Source organism: Pseudomonas sp. PS01299, from assembly GCF_029960145.1.
Taxonomy (GTDB): domain Bacteria; phylum Pseudomonadota; class Gammaproteobacteria; order Pseudomonadales; family Pseudomonadaceae; genus Aquipseudomonas; species Aquipseudomonas putida_A.
In genome coordinates this window covers 1-19,457 of sequence record NZ_JASCPO010000106.1, presented here as the reverse complement: position 1 = coordinate 19,457, position 19,457 = coordinate 1, and the positions used below count along the sequence as shown (strand labels likewise).

At 61.3% G+C, this 19,457-nt stretch carries 11 protein-coding genes and 1 other RNA gene; 8 read left to right on the top strand and 4 right to left on the bottom strand.

All coding sequences use genetic code 11. The features are described 5' to 3' along the window. The first annotated feature begins 335 nt into the window (after positions 1–335). Positions 336–1,100 (top strand): GntR family transcriptional regulator, encoded by a 765-nt coding sequence (locus tag QMX91_RS18560; protein ID WP_007961054.1) that lies wholly within the window; start codon positions 336–338, stop codon positions 1,098–1,100. Positions 1,101–1,283: 183 nt separating this feature from the next. Here QMX91_RS18560 and guaD read toward each other — a convergent pair whose 3' ends face one another. The 4 genes from guaD to xdhA form a co-directional block, all read right to left on the bottom strand. Further along, complete coding sequence (gene guaD, locus QMX91_RS18555; RefSeq protein ID WP_282413162.1) at positions 1,284–2,588, bottom strand: guanine deaminase; 1,305 nt, start codon at positions 2,586–2,588, stop codon at positions 1,284–1,286. 13 nt (positions 2,589–2,601) lie between these two features. Further along, positions 2,602–3,459, bottom strand: a complete 858-nt coding sequence (xdhC, locus tag QMX91_RS18550; RefSeq protein ID WP_225138146.1) for a xanthine dehydrogenase accessory protein XdhC — start codon at positions 3,457–3,459, stop codon at positions 2,602–2,604. 117 nt (positions 3,460–3,576) lie between these two features. Next, complete coding sequence (xdhB, locus tag QMX91_RS18545; protein ID WP_204896396.1) at positions 3,577–5,976, bottom strand: xanthine dehydrogenase molybdopterin binding subunit; 2,400 nt, start codon at positions 5,974–5,976, stop codon at positions 3,577–3,579. Further along, positions 5,969–7,423, bottom strand: a complete 1,455-nt coding sequence (gene xdhA, locus QMX91_RS18540; RefSeq protein ID WP_139055676.1) for a xanthine dehydrogenase small subunit — start codon at positions 7,421–7,423, stop codon at positions 5,969–5,971. The genes xdhB and xdhA overlap by 8 nt, the downstream gene beginning before the upstream one ends. A gap of 267 nt (positions 7,424–7,690) precedes the next feature. On the opposite strand from xdhA, the gene QMX91_RS18535 reads away from it, so the two are divergent. The 7 genes from QMX91_RS18535 to QMX91_RS18505 all read left to right on the top strand — a co-directional run bounded on the left by QMX91_RS18535 (position 7,691) and on the right by QMX91_RS18505 (position 19,351). After that, positions 7,691–8,350 (top strand): GntR family transcriptional regulator, encoded by a 660-nt coding sequence (locus tag QMX91_RS18535; RefSeq protein WP_134785863.1) that lies wholly within the window; start codon positions 7,691–7,693, stop codon positions 8,348–8,350. Positions 8,351–8,352: 2 nt separating this feature from the next. Beyond that, positions 8,353–11,841 (top strand): chromosome segregation protein SMC, encoded by a 3,489-nt coding sequence (smc, locus tag QMX91_RS18530; protein ID WP_282413161.1) that lies wholly within the window; start codon positions 8,353–8,355, stop codon positions 11,839–11,841. A gap of 259 nt (positions 11,842–12,100) precedes the next feature. Beyond that, on the top strand, positions 12,101–12,964 hold the full coding sequence (gene zipA, locus QMX91_RS18525) for a cell division protein ZipA (RefSeq protein WP_027613270.1): 864 nt from the start codon (positions 12,101–12,103) through the stop codon (positions 12,962–12,964). A gap of 225 nt (positions 12,965–13,189) precedes the next feature. Next, positions 13,190–15,547: an NAD-dependent DNA ligase LigA gene (gene ligA / locus QMX91_RS18520; RefSeq protein ID WP_210557473.1), complete on the top strand. Its 2,358-nt coding sequence runs from the start codon at positions 13,190–13,192 to the stop codon at positions 15,545–15,547. A 251-nt stretch (positions 15,548–15,798) separates the two neighbouring features. Next, on the top strand, positions 15,799–16,965 hold the full coding sequence (locus QMX91_RS18515; protein ID WP_282413160.1) for a putative zinc-binding metallopeptidase: 1,167 nt from the start codon (positions 15,799–15,801) through the stop codon (positions 16,963–16,965). Between the two features lie 111 nt (positions 16,966–17,076). After that, an RNA gene (gene ffs, locus QMX91_RS18510) (signal recognition particle sRNA small type) lies at positions 17,077–17,173 on the top strand. A 228-nt stretch (positions 17,174–17,401) separates the two neighbouring features. Then, the gene (locus QMX91_RS18505; RefSeq protein ID WP_282413159.1) at positions 17,402–19,351 is read left to right on the top strand and encodes a hypothetical protein; all 1,950 of its coding nucleotides are present in this window, start codon (positions 17,402–17,404) and stop codon (positions 19,349–19,351) included. Positions 19,352–19,457: the final 106 nt, after the last annotated feature.

Sequence of the window (19,457 nt, the reverse complement as noted above, 5' to 3'; positions counted from 1 at the left end):
AAGATCCCCGCAATTACCCATGAATCCCTGTGGGAGCGGGCTTGCTCGCGAAAGCGCTGGGCCAGTAAAAGCAGATGTCGCCTGACACACCGCCTTCGCGAGCAAGCCCGCTCCCACAGGAGAGTTGTGTTCTGGCTGCGGATTCTGCGATCAAGCCTAAACTCAATCGTAACGGATCGTTGCAATACAGCCGTGGTCACAAACAGCCATACAGTCGTGTTGCCACCATCCATTGTGTACAATCGCGCTGTTTTTTACGCGATACTTGCCAGCGACCTACTGTGCCGTATTACAGTCACGGTCTATTCGCCGCAGTTCTCCCGACTCGAGTGCCCATGAACGAACAGTTGCAACCCCTCAAGAAACAACCGCGAGCAGGCAAAGCCGGCCGCAGCGGAACCCAGGACGATATTGTCTACGCGCATATCTTCGAGGCCATCCTCGAACAGCGTCTGGCGCCCGGTACAAAATTGAGCGAAGAAGCGCTGGGGGAAATCTTCGGGGTCAGCCGCACCATCATTCGCCGCGCGCTGTCGCGTCTGGCCCATGAAGGCGTGGTCCTGTTGCGGCCGAACCGTGGCGCCGTGGTCGCCAGCCCGAGCGTTGAAGAAGCGCGTCAGGTGTTCATGGCCCGGCGTCTGGTGGAGCGCGCGATCACCGAACTGGCCGTGCAGCACGCCACCGCCGAGCAGATCGCCGAACTGCGTCAGATGGTCAACGACGAGCGCGACAGTTTCTCCCGTGGCGATCGCGGCGCCGGTATCCGTCTGTCGGGCGAATTCCACCTGAAACTGGCCGAAGCGGCGAAGAACGCGCCACTGATCAGCTTCCAGCGCAGTCTGGTCTCGCAGACCTCGCTGATCATCGCCCAGTATGAAAGCGGCAATCGCTCGCATTGCTCCTACGACGAGCACACCCAGTTGATCGACGCCATCGAAGCGCGCAACGGTGAGCTGGCGGTGGACCTGATGATGCATCACATGGATCACATCGACAGCAAGCTCAACCTCGATGAGGAAAGTGCGTCGGATGATTTGCATGCAGTGTTCTCGCATTTGTTGCAGACCAAGAAGCCTGGGCGCCCTGCGGCGAAACTCTGACTGATACCGAGTCGCGGCCTTCGCGAGCAAGCCCGCTCCCACATTGGATCTTCAGTGAATATAAAATTTGGCATCGACTGAGATCCCCTGTGGGAGCGGGCTTGCTCGCGAATACGGTCTGACAGGCAACAAAAATCCCCCGGTGCTAACACCACCGGGGGATTTTTTATGCCTTGAAAAAACTCAGCGCTGATGCACCAAAGCCCCCGCCGCATACGTCTGCTGCACCGTGCGGTCATCGCCCAGTGTCATCAGCACAAACAACGTTTCAGCAATGTTGTTAGCCTGTTTCAGGCGATAGCTCAGCAGTGGCGTGGCGTTGTAGTCCAGCACCAGGAAGTCCGCATCGGAACCCGGTTGCAGGTTGCCGATCTTGTCTTCCAGACGCAGTGCCCGCGCACCGCCCAGCGTCGCCAAGTACAGCGACTTGAACGGACTCAACCGCGCGCCCTGCAGCTGCATGACTTTGTAGGCTTCGTTCAGCGTTTGCAGCAGCGAGAAACTGGTGCCGCCGCCGACGTCAGTGCCGAGACCGACGTTGAGCTTGTGCTTCTCGGCCATCGGCAGATTGAACAAACCACTGCCGAGGAAGAAGTTCGAGGTCGGGCAGAACGAGATCGCCGAGCCGGTTTCCGCCAGTCGCGCACATTCGTCGTCGCACAGGTGCACGCCGTGGGCGAACACCGAGCGTTCGCCGAGCAGCTTGTAGTGATCGTAAACGTCGAGGTAACCCTTGCGCTCCGGGAACAGTTCCTTGACCCACTCGATTTCCTTGAGGTTTTCGCTGATGTGGGTCTGCATGTACAGATCCGGGTATTCGGTCAACAGTTGGCCGGCGAGGGTCAGTTGCTCCGGGGTGCTGGTAGGAGCGAAACGCGGGGTGACCGCGTAGTGCAGGCGGCCCTTGCCATGCCAGCGTTCGATCAGCGCCTTGCTCTCGACGTAGCTCGATTCGGCGGTGTCGGTCAGATAGTCCGGCGCGTTGCGGTCCATCATCACCTTACCGGCGATCATCCGCAGGTCGAGCTTCTCGGCCGCCTCGAAGAACGAGTTCACCGATTGCGGGTGCACGCTGCCGAACACCAGTGCGGTGGTGGTGCCGTTGCGCAGCAGTTCCTTGATGAAGATATCGGCCACGTCGTCGGCGTGGGCCTTGTCACCGAACTGGCTTTCGCACGGGAAGGTGTAGGTGTTGAGCCAGTCCAGCAGTTGCTCGCCGTAGGCGCCGACCATGCCGGTTTGCGGCAGGTGGATGTGGGTGTCGATGAAGCCCGGGGTGATCAGCGCGTCCTGATAGTGGGTGATCTCGATGTCCGCCGGCAGGGTCGGCAGCAGTTCGCTGGCGTGGCCGAGGGCGCTGATCTTGCCGCCATCGACCACCAGCAGGCCGTCCTCGAAATAGTCGTAGGAGGCTTCGATCCCGACTTCGGCGGGGTCGGCGATGCTGTGCAGGATGGCGGCGCGGTAGGCTTTGCGAGTCAGAGGCATGAGGGTTCTCTAATCAGTTTGAGGCTTTGAGTTTGGCGGCCTGACTGCGCCGCGAAACCGGCAGCAGTCTGGCAATCGGTTCGGCGCTGGCGCTGTGCTGGCCGAAATTGGCGTTATAGGTGGCGATGATTTCGCCGGCGATGGAGATGGCGATTTCCACAGGCAGTTTGCCTTTGACTTCGCCAATGCCCATCGGGCAGCGCATGCGTTGCACGACGCCGCTGTCGAAACCGCGATCACGCAGGCGATGTTCGAACTTGGCCCGTTTGGTCTTCGAACCGATCAGGCCGAAGTAAGCGAAGTCGTTGCGCTTGAGGATCGCGGCAGTGAGTTCCAGGTCGAGCTGATGGTTGTGGGTCATGACGATGCAGTAGCTGCCGGCGGGCAGGTCGTCGATTTCATCCACAGGCTCTTCGGCGACGATTTTACGCACGCCGTGGGGGATCTGTTCGGGGAATTCCTCTTCCCGCGAATCGATCCAGCGCACCCGGCACGGCAGGCTGGCGAGCAACGGTACCAGCGCGCGGCCGACATGCCCGGCGCCGAACACAGCGATCTGCGCCTGCACCTGGCCCATCGGTTCGAACAGCAACACGGTGGCGCCACCGCAGCACTGGCCGAGGCTGGCGCCGAGGCTGAAGCGCTCCAGATGGGTGTCCTGCTTGCCGCTGGCGAGCATCTCGCGGGCGATCTGCATGGCTTTGTATTCCAGATGCCCGCCACCGATGGTGTCGAAGGTCTGTTTCGCGCTGACGACCATCTTCGAGCCGGCGTTGCGCGGGGTCGAGCCGAGTTCTTCAATGATCGTCACCAGAACACAGGGTTCGCCCTGGTTCTGCAGGTCGGCGAGGGCTTCGATCCAGTTGTACATGTTCACCTCGACATCTTCGTTGTCTGTCAGTCCGCCATCGCGAGCAGGGCTCACTCCTACAGTTGAATTGCATTCCCCTGTAGGAGTGAGCCTGCTCGCGATAGCCGCACCTCGGTCCTAGAGCGGAGCCAACTCGGTTTCAGCTTCGACCGCTTTCACCGTCTTGAGCTGGCGCATCTGCTCACAGCCCCACAACACCCGCTCCGGGGTCGCAGGCGCATCGATCTGCGGCTGATGCTTATAGTCACCGAGGCTCGCCACCGCGTCCTTGATCGCGCACCACGCGGCAATCCCGAGCATGAACGGCGGCTCACCCACAGCCTTGGAATGGAACACCGTGTCTTCCGGGTTCTTGCGGTTTTCCACCAGTTTCACCCGCAGGTCCAGCGGCATGTCTGCCACGGCCGGGATCTTGTAGCTGGCCGGGCCGTTGGTCATCAGCTTGCCCTTGTTGTTCCAGACCAGCTCCTCCATGGTCAGCCAGCCCATGCCCTGGACGAAACCGCCCTCGACCTGACCGATGTCGATCGCCGGGTTCAGCGAGGCGCCGACGTCGTGGAGGATGTCGGTACGGAGCATCTTGTACTCGCCGGTCAGGGTGTCGACGATCACTTCGCAGCACGCCGCGCCAAAGGCGAAGTAGTAGAACGGCCGACCACGGGCCTGGCTGCGGTCGTAGTAGATTTTCGGGGTCTTGTAGAAGCCGGTGCTCGACAGCGAGACCTGATTGAAATACGCCAGTTGGATCAGCGCTTCGAAGGTCATGATGTGGTCACGCACGCGCACATGGCCGTTGTGGAATTCCACGTCTTCTTCGCTGACCTTGTAGTGCCGCGCGGCGAATTCCACCAGACGCTGCTTGATGATCTCGGCGGCGTTCTGCGCGGCCTTGCCGTTGAGGTCAGCGCCGCTGGAGGCCGCAGTCGGCGAGGTGTTCGGCACTTTGTCGGTGTTGGTCGCGGTGATCTGCACCCGATCCATTTCCACCTGGAACACTTCGGCCACCACCTGCGCGACTTTGGTGTTGAGGCCCTGGCCCATTTCCGTGCCGCCGTGGTTCAGGTGGATGCTGCCGTCGGTGTAGACGTGGATCAGCGCGCCGGCCTGATTGAGGAAACTGGCGGTGAAGGAAATGCCGAATTTCACCGGGGTCAGCGCCAGGCCTTTTTTCAGGATTGGGCTGTTGGCGTTGTAGCGACGGATCGCTTCGCGGCGCTCGGCGTACTGGCTGCTTTCTTCCAGTTCGGCGGTCATTTCCTCGAGCATGTTGTGCTCGACGGTCTGGTAGTAGTGGGTGACGTTGCGCTCGGTCTTGCCGTAGTAGTTGGCCTTGCGCACCGCCAGCGGATCGAGGTTGAGGTGACGGGCAATCGCGTCCATCACTTCTTCGATGGCGACCATCCCTTGCGGGCCGCCGAAACCACGGTAGGCAGTGTTCGACGCGGTGTTGGTCTTGCAGCGGTGACCATTGATGGTCGCGTCCCCGAGGTAGTACGAGTTGTCCGAGTGGAACATCGCCCGGTCAACGATCGACGCCGACAGGTCCGGCGAACAGCCGCAGTTGCCGGCCAGGTCCATGGCGATGCCGTGCAGGCGCCCGCTGCTGTCGAAGCCAACGTCGTACTCGACATAGAACGGGTGGCGCTTGCCGGTCATCAGCATGTCTTCGACCCGTGGCAGGCGCATCTTGGTCGGCTGCCCGGTGAGGTGCGCGATCACCGCGCACAGGCACGCCGGGCTGGCGGCCTGGGTTTCCTTGCCGCCGAAACCACCGCCCATGCGGCGCATGTCGACGACGATCTTGTTCATCGACACGTCGAGCACTTCGGCCACCAGTTTCTGCACTTCGGTGGGGTTCTGCGTCGAGCAGTAGACGATCATGCCGCCGTCTTCGGTGGGCATCACCGAGGAGATCTGGGTTTCCAGATAAAAGTGTTCCTGACCGCCGATGTGCAGCGTGCCTTGAATGCGATGTTCGGCGGTGGCCAATGCCGAAGCCGAATCGCCACGCTGATGGGTGTGGCTGTCGAGCACGAAGTGGCGTTTGCGCAAGGCTTCGACCACGTCCAGCACCGGCTCGAGATCTTCGTATTCGATGATCGCCGCCATGGCTGCTTTGCGCGCGGTTTCCAGGTCTTTCGCCGCCACGGCCAGCACTGGCTGACCGACGAATTGCACGTCATCGATGGCCAGCAGCGGATCGCCCGGCAGCAGCGGGCCGATGTCTTTCAGGCCCGGCACGTCTTCGTGGGTGATCGCAATGCGCACGCCTTCGAAGGCGTAGCAGGGCTTGGTGTCGATGCTGATGATCTTCGCGTGGGCGCGGTCCGACAGCCGTGCGTACACGTGCAGTTGATTGGGAAATTCCAGACGATCATCGATGTACTGGGCTTCACCGGACACATGCTTGGCGGCGCTGTCGTGCTTGACGCTGCGGCCGACGCCGGTGGTCAGGTCCTTGGCGAACAGTTCCGCCAGTTCGGCTTGAGTCTTCTCTACGGCGTGATGGTTAGACATAAGCGGTCACCCGAGTCTCGATGTGCGGTGTTTGCAGTTCGATGAAGTATTTGCGCAGCAGGTTCTGTGCGCTGAGCAGGCGATATTCCTTGCTGGCGCGGAAGTCCGAGAGCGGCGTGAAGTCTTCGGCCAGTGCGGCGCAGGCGCGTTCGACCACGGCGCTGTTGAACGGCTGGCCGAGCAGCACGGCTTCGCAATGGGCGGCGCGTTTCGGAATCGCGGCCATGCCGCCGAACGCCATGCGCGCATCGCTGATCACGCCGTTTTCCACGCGCAGATTGAATGCGGCGCAGACGGCGGAGATGTCATCGTCCAGACGCTTGGAAACCTTGTAGGCGCGGAAACGCTGTTCGGCGGTGGCGCGCGGGACGATGATTTTCTCGATGAACTCGCTTTCCTGACGGGCGGTGACCTTGTAGTCGATGAAGTAATCTTCCAGGTTCAGCGTGCGCCGGGTTTCGCCTTTGCACAGCACCACTTGCGCGCCGAGGGCGATCAGCAGCGGTGGCGAGTCACCGATCGGCGAGGCGTTGCCGATGTTGCCGCCGAGGGTGCCTTGGTTGCGGATCTGCAGCGAGGCGAAGCGGTGCAGCAGTTCGCCGAAGTCCGGGTATTCGGCGGTCAGCGCTTCGTAGCAGTCGGAGAGGGCGGTGGCGGCGCCGATTTCGATGCGGTCGTCGAAGGTTTCGATGCGCTTCATTTCGGCGACGTTGCCGACGTAGATCATCACCGGCAGGGTGCGATGGAACTGGGTGACTTCCAGCGCCAGATCGGTGCCGCCGGCCAGCAGCCGCGCTTGTGGGTAAGCGTCGTAGAGATCGGCCAGATCGGCGACGGTCAGCGGCACCAGGCAGCGCTTGTCGCCACTATTGAGTTCACCGATATCGGTCGGGGCGATGGCTTTGAGGCGGGCGATGGTCTCGGCTTCGCGGGCATCGAACTGATCCGGTTGCTTGCCACAGCAGGATTGCTCGGCGGCGGCGAGGATCGGCCGGTAGCCGGTGCAGCGGCAGAGGTTGCCGGCCAGCGCTTCGTGCGCCTTGGCCGGATCCGGTGCATCGCTGTTCTTTTGCAGGGCGAACAGCGACATGACGAAACCGGGGGTGCAGAAGCCGCACTGTGAGCCGTGGCACTCGACCATGGCTTTCTGCACGCTGTGCAGTTCGCCCTGGTGCTTGAGGTCTTCGACGCTGATCAGTTGTTTGCCGTGCAGCGACGACACAAAGGTCAGGCACGAGTTGAGGCTGCGATAGCGAATGTGTTCGCGGCCGGCGTCATCCGTTTGCAACTCGCCGACCACCACGGTGCAGGCGCCACAGTCGCCGCTGGCGCAGCCTTCTTTGGTGCCGGATTTGCCCACGTGTTCGCGCAGGTAATTGAGCACGGTCAGATTCGGGTCCAGGGCGTGCTCGCTACGGAGTTCCTGGTTAAGTAAAAACTGGATCACGGAAGGCCTCGCAGACTCATTATTGTTGTTAACCGACTTGAGCCGAATTTAGCAGGTCTGACTTTTCGGTCAATGGTTTTCTGACTTAAAGGTCAGGAAAAACGGTTTTGTCGATTAACGCGTGCTCTATTGAGTATTGACCCTGAGCGGATCCACTGCCTTTTTGCTTGAATCGTGCCAAAAAGCGCCGTGCGGGCACTCCGCCATGCACCTGCATTTGCGCTACACTGCGCCGCTTGTGCAGATCGAAGAGTTTGAAGGACAACCATGACGTTCAAGGCGCCGGACAGCCTCGCCGAGCAAATTGCTCACCACCTCGCCGAACGCATCATTCGCGGCGAAATGAAGCCGGGAGAGCGCATTCAGGAACAGAAGGTCACGCTGGCCCTCAATGTCAGCCGCGGATCGGTCCGCGAAGCCCTGCTGATCCTCGAACGCCGTCACCTGATCGCGATCCTGCCGCGACGTGGCGCCCATGTCACCGAACTCACCGCGCACAAGGTGCAGAGCCTGTGCACGCTGATGAGCGAGCTGTACATCCTGCTCGGCAATGCGGTCGCCAATGGCTGGCAGATCCAGGCCGACATGGCGCCGTTCGTGCAGATCCAGCAGCGCCTGACCGCCAGCTACGAGCGTCAGGACATCCGCACCTTCGTCGACGACAGCTTCGCCGTGATGCGCGCTGCGTACCCGTTTGCCAACAACCCGTACCTGCAAGAGACCGTCGAGAACCTGCAGCCGGCCATGAGCCGTGCCTATTTCCTCGCCCTCGAACAGCGCAAGGCCGAAATGAGCGAGTTTCTCGAACTGTTCGAACGCCTGCTGGCCGCTGTGCTCGCCCGTGATTTGCCGCAGATCCGCATCGTGCTGACGGCTTACGCCCAGCGCAGCTGCGATCTGGTGGTCTCCGCCCTGACGGTTGCCTGAGCGTGCGGCTGAAGTGCATCAAACTGGCGGGGTTCAAGTCCTTCGTCGACCCGACCACGGTGAACTTCCCCAGTAACATGGCGGCGGTCGTCGGGCCGAACGGTTGCGGCAAGTCGAACATTATCGACGCCGTACGCTGGGTGATGGGCGAGAGTTCGGCGAAGAACCTGCGTGGCGAGTCGATGACCGACGTCATCTTCAACGGCTCGACCAGCCGCAAACCGGTGAGCCAGGCGAGCATCGAACTGGTGTTCGACAACTCCGACGGCACCCTGGTCGGCGAGTACGCGGCTTACGCCGAGATCTCCATTCGCCGCAAAGTCACCCGCGACAGCCAGAACAGCTATTTCCTCAACGGCGCCAAGTGCCGTCGTCGCGACATTACCGACATCTTCCTCGGCACCGGCCTCGGCCCGCGCAGCTACTCGATCATCGAGCAGGGGATGATCTCCAAGCTGATCGAAGCCAAACCGGAAGACCTGCGCAACTTCATCGAAGAGGCGGCGGGCATCTCCAAGTACAAGGAGCGTCGGCGCGAAACCGAAAACCGCATCCGCCGCACCCACGAAAACCTTGCGCGTCTGACCGACCTGCGTGAAGAACTCGAGCGCCAGCTCGAACGCTTGCACCGGCAGGCCGAGTCCGCCAAGAAGTATCAGGAATACAAGAGCGAAGAGCGCCAGCTCAAGGCGCAACTGTCGGCCCTGCGCTGGCAGGATCTGAACGATCAGGTCGGCCAGCGCGAGTCGATCATCGGCACCCAGGAAGTCAGTTTCGAAGCGCTGGTCGCCGAGCAGCGCAATGCCGATGCGGCTATCGAGCGGCTGCGCGACGGGCACCATGAACTGTCCGAGCGCTTCAATCTGGTGCAGGGCCGCTTCTATTCGGTCGGCGGCGACATCGCCCGGGTCGAGCAGAGCATCCAGCACGGCCAGCAGCGCTTGCGCCAGTTGCAGGACGATCTGAAAGAAGCCGAGCGCGCGCGTCTGGAAACCGAATCGCACCTGGGCCACGACCGCACGCTGCTGCTGACCCTCGGCGAAGAGCTGGACATGCTCACCCCCGAGCAGGAAGTCACCAGCGCCGCTGCCGAAGAAGCCGCCGCTGCGCTGGAAGAAGCCGAGCTGACCATGCACGGCTGGCAAGAGCAGTGGGACACCTTCAACCTGACCGCCGCCGAACCACGGCGTCAGGCTGAGGTGCAGCAGTCACGGATCCAGCAGCTGGAAACCAGCATGGAGCGTCTTGCCGATCGGCAAAAGCGTCTCGCCGAAGAGCGCGATCTGCTTTCCGCCGACCCGGAAGACGCGGCGATCATGGCGCTCAACGAGCAGCTCGCCGAATCCGAGGCGACCCTCGAAGATTTGCAGACCAGCGAAGAAGCGCAGGTCGAAAAACTGGAACAACTGCGTCAGGAATTGCAGCAGGCACTGACCGCGCAGCAGCAGGCGCAGGGCGATTTGCAGCGCCTCAACGGGCGACTGGCGTCGCTGGAAGCCTTGCAGCAAGCCGCGCTCGACCCGGGCACCGGCACCGCCGAATGGCTGAAGGAACACAACCTCGCCGAACGGCCGCGTCTCGCCGAAGGCTTGAAGGTCGAGGCCGGTTGGGAGCTGGCGGTGGAAACCGTGCTCGGCGCCGATCTGCAAGCGGTGCTGGTGGACGACTTCAACGGCTTCGATCTGTCCGGTTTCACCCAAGGCGATCTGCGCCTGCTCAGCCCCGCCAGCGATGGTGTGCGAGTGGCGGGCAGCCTGCTGGATAAAGTCGAGGCGCAGATCGATCTGTCGCCGTGGCTCGGCCAGGTCAAACCGGTCGACAGCCTTGAACAGGCGTTGGCCCTGCGCGGCCAGTTGAGTGCCGGGCAGAGCCTGATCAGTCGCGACGGTTACTGGGTTGGTCGACACTTCCTGCGGGTGCGTCGCGCCAGTGAAGCCGAGAGCGGCATGCTTGCCCGTGGCCAGGAAATCGAGACGCTGCAGGTCGAACGCGAAGAGCGCGAAGCCACGGTCGAAGCCATGGAAACCCGTCTGCAAACCCTGCGGGCGCAACAGCGGCAGCAGGAAAACGGCCGCGAACACTTGCGCCGTTTGCTGCAGGACGAAGCCCGCTCCCAAGGTGAATTGAAAGCCCAGTTGTCCGCCGGTAAAGCCAAGGCTGAACAGCTGACGCTGCGCCGCACCCGACTCGATGAGGAGCTGATCGAACTCGGCGAGCAACGCGAACTGGAACACGAGCAGATCGGCGAAGCGCGCATGCAATTGCAGGAAGCGCTCGACGCCATGGCGCTGGATACCGAGCAGCGCGAGTTGCTGCTGGCTCAGCGTGACAGCCTGCGAGAACGCCTTGATCGCGTGCGCCAGGAAGCCCGCCAGCACAAGGATCACGCCCATCAACTGGCGGTGCGTCTCGGCTCGTTGCGCGCGCAGCACGATTCCACGCGTCAGGCGTTGGAACGTCTGGAGATGCAGGCCGAGCGCCTGACCGAAAAACGCGAACAGTTGAGTCTGAATCTGGAGGAGGGCGAGGCACCGCTGGAAGAGCTGCGCCTGAAACTCGAAGAGCTGCTCGACAAACGCATGACCGTCGACGAAGAACTGAAGACTGCGCAGATTGCGCTGGAAGACGCCGACCGCGAATTGCGCGAGGCGGAAAAGCGCCGGACCCAGGCCGAGCAGCAATCGCAACTGATCCGTGGCCAGCTCGAACAGCAGCGCATGGAATGGCAAGCGCTGACCGTGCGGCGCAAGGCGTTGCAGGATCAATTGCTCGAAGACGGCTACGATCTCAATGGCGTGCTCGCGACGTTGACCCCCGAGGCCAGTGAACGCGCCGCCGAAGAAGAACTCGAACGGATCAATGCGCGGATTCAGCGCCTGGGTGCGATCAACCTCGCGGCCATCGACGAATACACGCAACAATCCGAGCGTAAACGTTATCTGGATGCGCAGGACGCCGATCTGGTCGAAGCATTGCAGACCCTGGAAAACGTCATTCGCAAGATCGACAAGGAAACCCGTAACCGCTTCAAGGATACCTTTGATCAGATCAATGGCGGATTACAGGCGCTTTTCCCGAAAGTTTTCGGTGGTGGCAGCGCGTATTTGGAACTGACGGGCGAAGATCTACTCGATACAGGGGTGACGATCATGGCGCGGCCGCCAGGAAAGAAGAACAGCACCATCCATTTGCTCTCCGGCGGGGAAAAAGCCCTGACCGCGCTGGCACTGGTTTTTGCGATCTTCAAATTGAATCCGGCGCCGTTCTGCATGCTCGATGAAGTTGACGCGCCACTGGATGACGCTAACGTTGGACGCTACGCACGATTGGTTAAAGAGATGTCGCAGACCGTGCAGTTCATCTATATCACCCACAACAAGATCGCCATGGAAATGGCCGATCAACTGATGGGCGTGACGATGCACGAGCCGGGTTGTTCGCGACTGGTTGCAGTGGATGTCGAGGAGGCGATGGCGATGGTGGACGCCTGAGTCAGCGTGGTGTCGGAAGGGTATGAGTAGTCTGTAGGACTTTTTTACCGACTTCGACTTGCTGGCCAATCGACATATTCGCGCAAGCCAATGTGACAGACGGTGTAAAGTTGTCTTTGGTCGTGCTAGTTTAATGTCAATTTTTCGTATACGTGGGCAAAACGCCTGTCAGAACATAGAGTTGGCGCCACGTTTTAAAGCGGTTTGCACAATGTAAACCCCTTATTTTTCAGCATTTTTTATAGAGGCACGGGATTACATGGAAATCGGTCTGCGCGAGTGGCTGATCGTCATCGGCATCATTGTGATAGCCGGTATTCTTTTCGATGGCTGGCGCCGTATGCGCGGCGGCAAGGGAAAACTGAAATTCCGTCTTGACCGAAGTCTGTCCAACCTGCCGGACGAGGACACCAGTGCTGAGCTGTTGGGCCCGGCCCGCGTACTGGATACGCACAAAGAGCCGCAACTGGACGAACACGATCTGCCGTCGGTGAGCATGCCGGCCCGCGAAGCACGCGAGCCTCGCGAATCCGGTTCGAAACGTGGCAAGCGCGGCAGCAACGGTCCGGCCCAGGGCGACCTGAACCTCGACCTGGACCTGGACGGCGGCCCGAGCTTCAGCAGCCGTGATGATGACTTCGTCGACGACAGCAAGCCTGCGCCAGCCGTGGCCGACAAGGATCAGCCGCAAGCCGAAGAAGTCCTGGTGATCAGCGTGATCTGCCGCGACGCCGCCGGCTTCAAAGGCCCGGCCCTGCTGCAGAATATTCTGGAAAGCGGTCTGCGTTTTGGCGAGATGGATATTTTCCACCGTCACGAAAGCATGGCCGGCAACGGTGAAGTGCTGTTCTCCATGGCCAATGCGGTCAAGCCGGGCATCTTCGATCTGGACGACATCGACCATTTCAGCACCCCGGCGGTGAGCTTCTTCCTCGGCCTGCCTGGCCCGCGTCATCCGAAGCAGGCCTTCGACGTGATGGTGGCGGCAGCACGCAAGCTGTCCCAAGAGCTGAACGGCGAGCTGAAAGACGACCAGCGCAGTGTGCTGACCGCACAGACTATCGAGCACTACCGTCAGCGCATCGTCGAATTCGAACGCCGCGCCCTGACCCAGAAGCGCTAAGGCCAGAGCGCAGTTGTGGCGAGGGAGCTTGCTCCCGCTCGGTGGCGAAGCCGCCGTAAATCCTGCAACCGGGTTGTGCCTGATGCAACATGGTGGATGGTATTGGGGCTGCTTCGCAGCCCAGCGGGAGCAAGCTCCCTCGCCACAATGTCCATAGCCTTGAGCCATTGTGATTTAGAAGATTGAGCAGCCTCGGCTGCTCTTTTGCTTTATGAGAGAACACCCATGACCGCCGCCAAAAACCGCATTCTAGAGCTGCGCGCTGAACTCGATCAGCACAACTACCGTTACCACGTCCTCGACGAGCCGAGCATTCCGGACGCCGAGTACGACCGGTTGTTCCACGAGCTCAAGGCGCTGGAAGCGGCCAATCCGGAATTGATCACCAGCGACTCGCCGACCCAGCGTGTCGGCAGTGTGGCGCTGACCGCGTTCACCCAGGTGCGTCACGAAGTGCCGATGCTCAGCCTCGGCAACGCCTTCGAAGAAACCGACATGCGCGAGTTCGACCGCCGGGTGACCGAAGGTCTGGATCTGCCGGCCGGTGATCTGTTCGGTGGCGGCGCGGCGGTGGAATACAGCTGCGAGCCGAAACTCGATGGCCTGGCGGTCAGCCTGCTGTATCAGGACGGCGTGCTGGTGCGCGGCGCCACCCGTGGCGACGGCACCACCGGTGAAGACATCAGCGTCAACGTGCGCACCGTGCGCAACATCCCGTTGAAGCTGCACGGCTCAGGCTGGCCGGCGACCCTCGAAGTGCGCGGGGAAGTGTTCATGTCCAAGGCCGGTTTCGAGCGCCTCAACGCCTCGCAACTGGAAGTCGGCGGCAAGACCTTCGCCAACCCGCGCAACGCCGCTGCCGGCAGCCTGCGTCAGCTGGATTCGAAGATCACCGCCAATCGCCCGCTTGAATTCTGCTGCTACGGCATCGGTCAGGTCTCCCACGATATCTCCGATACTCACATCGGCAACCTCAAGCAATTGCAGAAGTGGGGCATGCCGATCAGCCACGAGCTGAAGCTGGCCAAAGGCATCGGCGAGTGCCTGGATTACTACCGCGACATCGGTGAGCGGCGTAACGCGCTGGCCTACGAAATCGACGGTGTGGTGTTCAAGGTCAACAGCATCGCCGATCAGCGCGAGCTGGGCTTCCGGGCCCGCGAACCGCGCTGGGCGATTGCGCACAAATTCCCGGCGATGGAAGAACTCACCGAACTGCTCGACGTGGAATTCCAGGTCGGTCGCACCGGCGCGGTCACTCCGGTGGCGCGGTTGAAACCGGTCAAGGTCGCCGGCGTCACCGTCGCCAACGCGACCCTGCACAACATGGATGAAGTGGCGCGCCTGGGCCTGATGATCGGCGACACGGTGATCATCCGTCGCGCCGGTGACGTGATCCCGCAGGTGGTGCAAGTGGTCACCGAACGTCGCCCGGAGAATGCTCGTCCTGTAGCGATTCCAGAGAATTGCCCGGTCTGCGGCTCCCATGTCGAGCGCACGCAACTGGTCAAGCGCAGCAAAGGCAAGGAAACCATCAGTGAAGGTGCGGTGTACCGCTGCGTTGGCCGTCTGGCCTGTGGCGCGCAACTGAAGCAGGCGATCATTCACTTCGTCTCGCGCCGGGCGATGGACATCGAAGGCCTTGGCGACAAGAGCGTCGAGCAACTGGTCGATGAAGGTCTGGTCAGCTCGCCGGCCGATCTGTACGCGTTGAAGTTCGACGACATTGTCGATCTGGAAGGCTTCGCCGAGGTCTCCAGCAACAAGCTGTTGGCGGCGATTGAAGACAGCAAGCAACCGGGACTGGCGCGGTTCATTTATGCGCTGGGCATTCCCGATGTCGGCGAGGAGACGGCCAAGGTGTTGGCGCGCTCGCTGGGTTCGCTGGAGCGCGTGCAGCAGGCGTTGCCGCAAGTGCTGACCTACCTGCCGGATATCGGCCTGGAAGTGGCGCATGAGATTCATAGCTTCTTTGAAGATGCACACAACCAGCAGGTGATCACCGAGTTGTTGGGGCATGGCCTGCAGATTCAGGATCAGGGTGAACTCGGCGCCGAATTTGCCGCCAGCACCACCCTCGGCGGTCTGCTCGACAAGCTGCACATTCCCTTTGTCGGCCCGGGCGGTGCGCAGAAACTGGCGGACAAATTCGGTTCGCTGGACGCAGTGATGAATGCCGACTGGCTGGACATGCGTCAGGCGCTACCGGAGAAGCAGGCCAATTCGGTGCGCGAGTTTTTTGCTGTGCCCGAGCATCGGCTGATCGCCGAGGCCGCCGAGAAACAGCTGCGGGATTTCGGCATGCACTGGCTGAGCGAGAAGAAAGTCGTCGAAGGCCTGCCGCTGTCCGGCGAGACCTGGGTGCTGACCGGCAAGGTCGAGTTGATGAGCCGTGATGTCGCTAAAGAGCACCTGGAAAGCCTCGGCGCCAAGGTCGCCGGCTCGGTATCGGCGAAAACTCATTGTGTGGTCGCAGGGCCGGGTGCTGGCTCGAAGCTGACCAAGGCCAATGAACTGGGGGTGAAGGTGATGGATGAAGAGGCGTTTATCGCGTTCCTCAAAACCCATGGCATTTCTGCCTGATAGGGCTCAAACCTGTAGTGAGGGGATTTATCCCCGACCGGCTGCGCAGCAGTCGTAAAGCCTGAGCACACGGTTTGTCTGATTCAACCGAGTTTTAGGATTTGGGGCTGCTTCGCAACCCATCGGGGCGGTGCGACGTTTCGCTAAATCCCCTCACCACAAGGGTGGTATCGGCCAATAGCCGTGGAGTATTCGGAACGATGTCGGCTCGGCAATGATCTAGTCTTGGCAAGCCCCAGGGAGAGATCGCCATGTACCGCTTTTTCGAGCAGCTCAGTTCTCGCATCGTCGCGCCGTTCATGGGCGAATCTTCACGCAACAGCAAAATCTGGCCGTGCCGCTGCGGCCAGTCGCTGTTCTTTCGCAACAGTCAGTGTCTGGCTTGCAGCGCCTTGTTGGGCTATCAGCCTGAAGAAAGTCGCCTGACCTCGTTGCAGCCCGGGCCACAGGACGGCAGTTGGACACTCGATGCCGATCCCGACGCCGGACTGTTTCGTCGCTGCGCCAACCTCGACACGCCCGCCGCGTGCAACTGGCTGCTGCCGGATAACGGCCACGACAGCCTGTGCATCGCCTGCAGCCTCAACCGCACCATCCCCGACCTCTCAGTGCCGGAAAACCCCGAACGCTGGCGCAAAGTCGAAATCGCCAAGCGCCGGCTGGTGGCGCAACTGATCACCCTCGGCCTGCCGGTCATCCCGAAAACCGTGGATGAGGCCACCGGTCTGGCCTTCGACTTCATCGGCGTCGACCTCGAAGGCAACGCGCCGATGACCGGCCACGCCAACGGCCTGATCACCCTCGACATCAAAGAAGCCGACGACGCCCATCGCGAGCAGATCAGGGCGGCGATGCATGAGCCCTATCGCACGCTGCTCGGGCATTTTCGGCATGAGGTCGGGCATTATTATTGGGATCGTCTGATCGCCAATGGGCCGTGGCTTGAACCTTTCCGAAACCTGTTCGGCGACGAGCGCGCCAGTTACGCCGAAGCGCTCGACCGTCACTACCAGCAAGGTGCACCGCTGGACTGGCCGCAACACTACGTCAGCGCCTACGCGACCATGCACCCATGGGAAGATTGGGCCGAAACCTGGGCGCATTACCTGCACATGATGGATGCGGTGGATACCGCGCTGGGTTTCGGCATGAGCGCGCGGGAAATGGACTTCGACTACCAGCCGTTCCCGTCCAGCACGCTGTACGACCCGGAGCACCCCGGCGGCGCGGCGTTCCTGTCGTTCGTCAATGCGTGGATCGAACTGGCGGGCATGCTCAACGAGCTGTCACGCAGCATGGGGCAGCCGGATTTCTACCCGTTCGTGCTGCCGGCGGCGGCGATTGCCAAGTTGCACTTCATCCATCTGGTGATCCAGCAGGCGGGCGGCAAGGCGGACGAGGTGTTACAGGCGCAATAGCAAGTGCTTGAAGCCCTTCATATTTTTAATCTGAAACCAACGGTTGTAACTTCGCTTCAGATAGGTACAATGGCGCGGCTCGCCGACAGGTGAGTGTCGTTATGGTGACCCCATCGGTCCCCCCGCAACGATTACCCGTGAACCTGGTCAGAGCCGGAAGGCAGCAGCCACAGCGGGAACATTGTGTGCCGGGGTGTGGCTGGTGGGGTTACCACCTTAACGAACGAAGAACGCTTCAACAGAACTGCATGGGTTTCGCCCACTGCGGTTTTTTTATGCCCGCGATTTGGGCTTTCACACCAGCCCCTGTGGGAGCGAGCCTGCTCGCGAAGGCTGCCCCCCGATGCCTGTTCAGCCACCAAGGTTGAACAGTGGCATACTCCACCGTCTTGCTGCGCGCGTCGTTGACAAGTTCGCGCCCTGGCTACGAGGTTGTATGCACCCGGAACATCACGATTTATCCACCGCCGTGTACTTGCCTGTGACGGACGAGACCTGCGCGAGCCTGTTGCAGCCCGAGGGCGCGAAAATCCTCGGCGAGTTGACGGATGCGCAATTGGCCGCCGTGCTGGTCATCCAGAATCTGGCCCAGGCCGCCGAAAAGGATCTCACCGCCACGGCGGCGGAGAAGGTGCTGGCGCGCCTGATCGCCTGGGCGGTCGATGGCGGGGCAGGGCTGCTGTCCGAGGCGCAACGGCTGTTCGACCCGCGCCAGTTGTACTTCGGCCTGAACGCCATCAGGGGATTGAACCTGCGATTGCTGTTGGCCGAAGAGGTGTCGGCGCAGGATTACCTGCTGCCCGATGGCAAGTGGGATGACGAGTTCAAGACGCGCCACCACGCGATCAACAATCCGTTCAGCCAGCAGATGATCAGCCCCGCGCACCGCGAGCGCTGGCTCAGCGCCGCGCAGGACAAACTGGTCAGAACCTTCCGCGCCAACCTCGATGAAGACCTGCACGTGCAAGGCTATGCCGGGATCGGCAAGAGCCACCTGGTCGGTGCCTTGACCGAGTGCCTGGACCCCGGGAAAACCCTGTTGCTGGCACGCACCCCGGAAAAACTTGCGACCCTGTGCCAGCGCATGGGCGTTGCCAGTGAACGCAAGCCCGGCATCACCTTTGAGGCGTTCGCGCGCGGGCTGATTTATGGGCGCAAGCCACAGCCGGCAAGCGCCGCCGGCCGAGTCGCGAGCAAACAGAGTCTGGCGCAGGAGCTGAACATCCTCGGCTTTCGCGAGCATGACGCGCAAAGGACTCTCAACGTCTGTCTGGAAACCCTCGAGCGCTATTGCCACTCCCGGGATTACAGCCTGTCGGCGCATCATCTGCCGTATTTCAAACTGTCCTTGTCCAGCCTTGAGTCCAAGGTGCTGCTGGAATATTCAAGCCGCGTGTGGACTTACCTTGAGGCCAACCCGGCGTGGGGCCGGCAGAGCGGCTTTGAAGCCTTGTTGCTGATCAAACGGGCGAGCCTTGCGGGCTGCGTGGTGCCGCCGCGTTATACCCACGTGCTGATTGACGAGAGTCAGGACATTCCCGCCTCGCTGCTGCAGATTATCGAGCGCGGCCGGCAGGTGCTGATCACGCTTGGGGATGAGTATCAGCATGCCGAGCGCGATCTGGTGAAAAGAAAGCGTGAGGTGCGCCAGAGCGATATCACCTACTCGGTACGCTCGGGTCGTAACGTCGAGCGTCTGGTCAATCCGCTGATTTCCCGGCACTCGGAAAAGAGCAAGGTGCCGTTCGAAGGCGCGCGTGAAGCTGACGTCGGCATCGAGTTTTATCCGCAGGGCTTTGTCCCGCCGGAAGGTTGCGTGGTGCTGACGGCGTCCCCTTGGGACACCATGAAGTGGGCCATGCAGCTGCACGATGCCAATTGCCTGTTCAGCTTTGCCGACATGAAAGCCCAGCGCGACCTCGAGCACTTCATGATCACCGCCATCGAACTGTTCAGGGTCGACTTCTACAGTGCCGAACACAGCGAGAAGGGCCCGCATCGCTATTTCAGCGATCTGCCCAAGTGGCAGCAGGTGCGCGATGCCAACCAGTTCGACGAGGCGTTTCTGTGGGTCGAGGCCGAACTGGAGAAGGGCTTCAAGGTCGCTGACCTGACCCGGCTCAATCGGATGATCGGCAGCCCCGGCAAAAGCTGCCTGCTGATGCTGGCGCAAGAGGCGGGCGGCATGGAGTTCGACCGGGTTCTGCTGACGCCCGAGCTGCTGACCAATGTGCAGTTCAAGGACGCCTACGCGTTCGATCAGCGGATCTGCGCCGTGTACATCGCCATCTCCCGCGCCCGGCAGCAGCTTTATCTGCCGTACGATGTGGTCGAATGGATCGAATTTCACGACTACCAGAAATTCCGTGAGTCGCACGGCTACTGAATAATTCTCTGTCGGAAATGTCCCCCTGTGGGAGCGGGCTTGCTCGCGAAGGCGGTGTGCCAGTTAACGAATCAGATGACTGACACACCGCCTTCGCGAGCAAGCC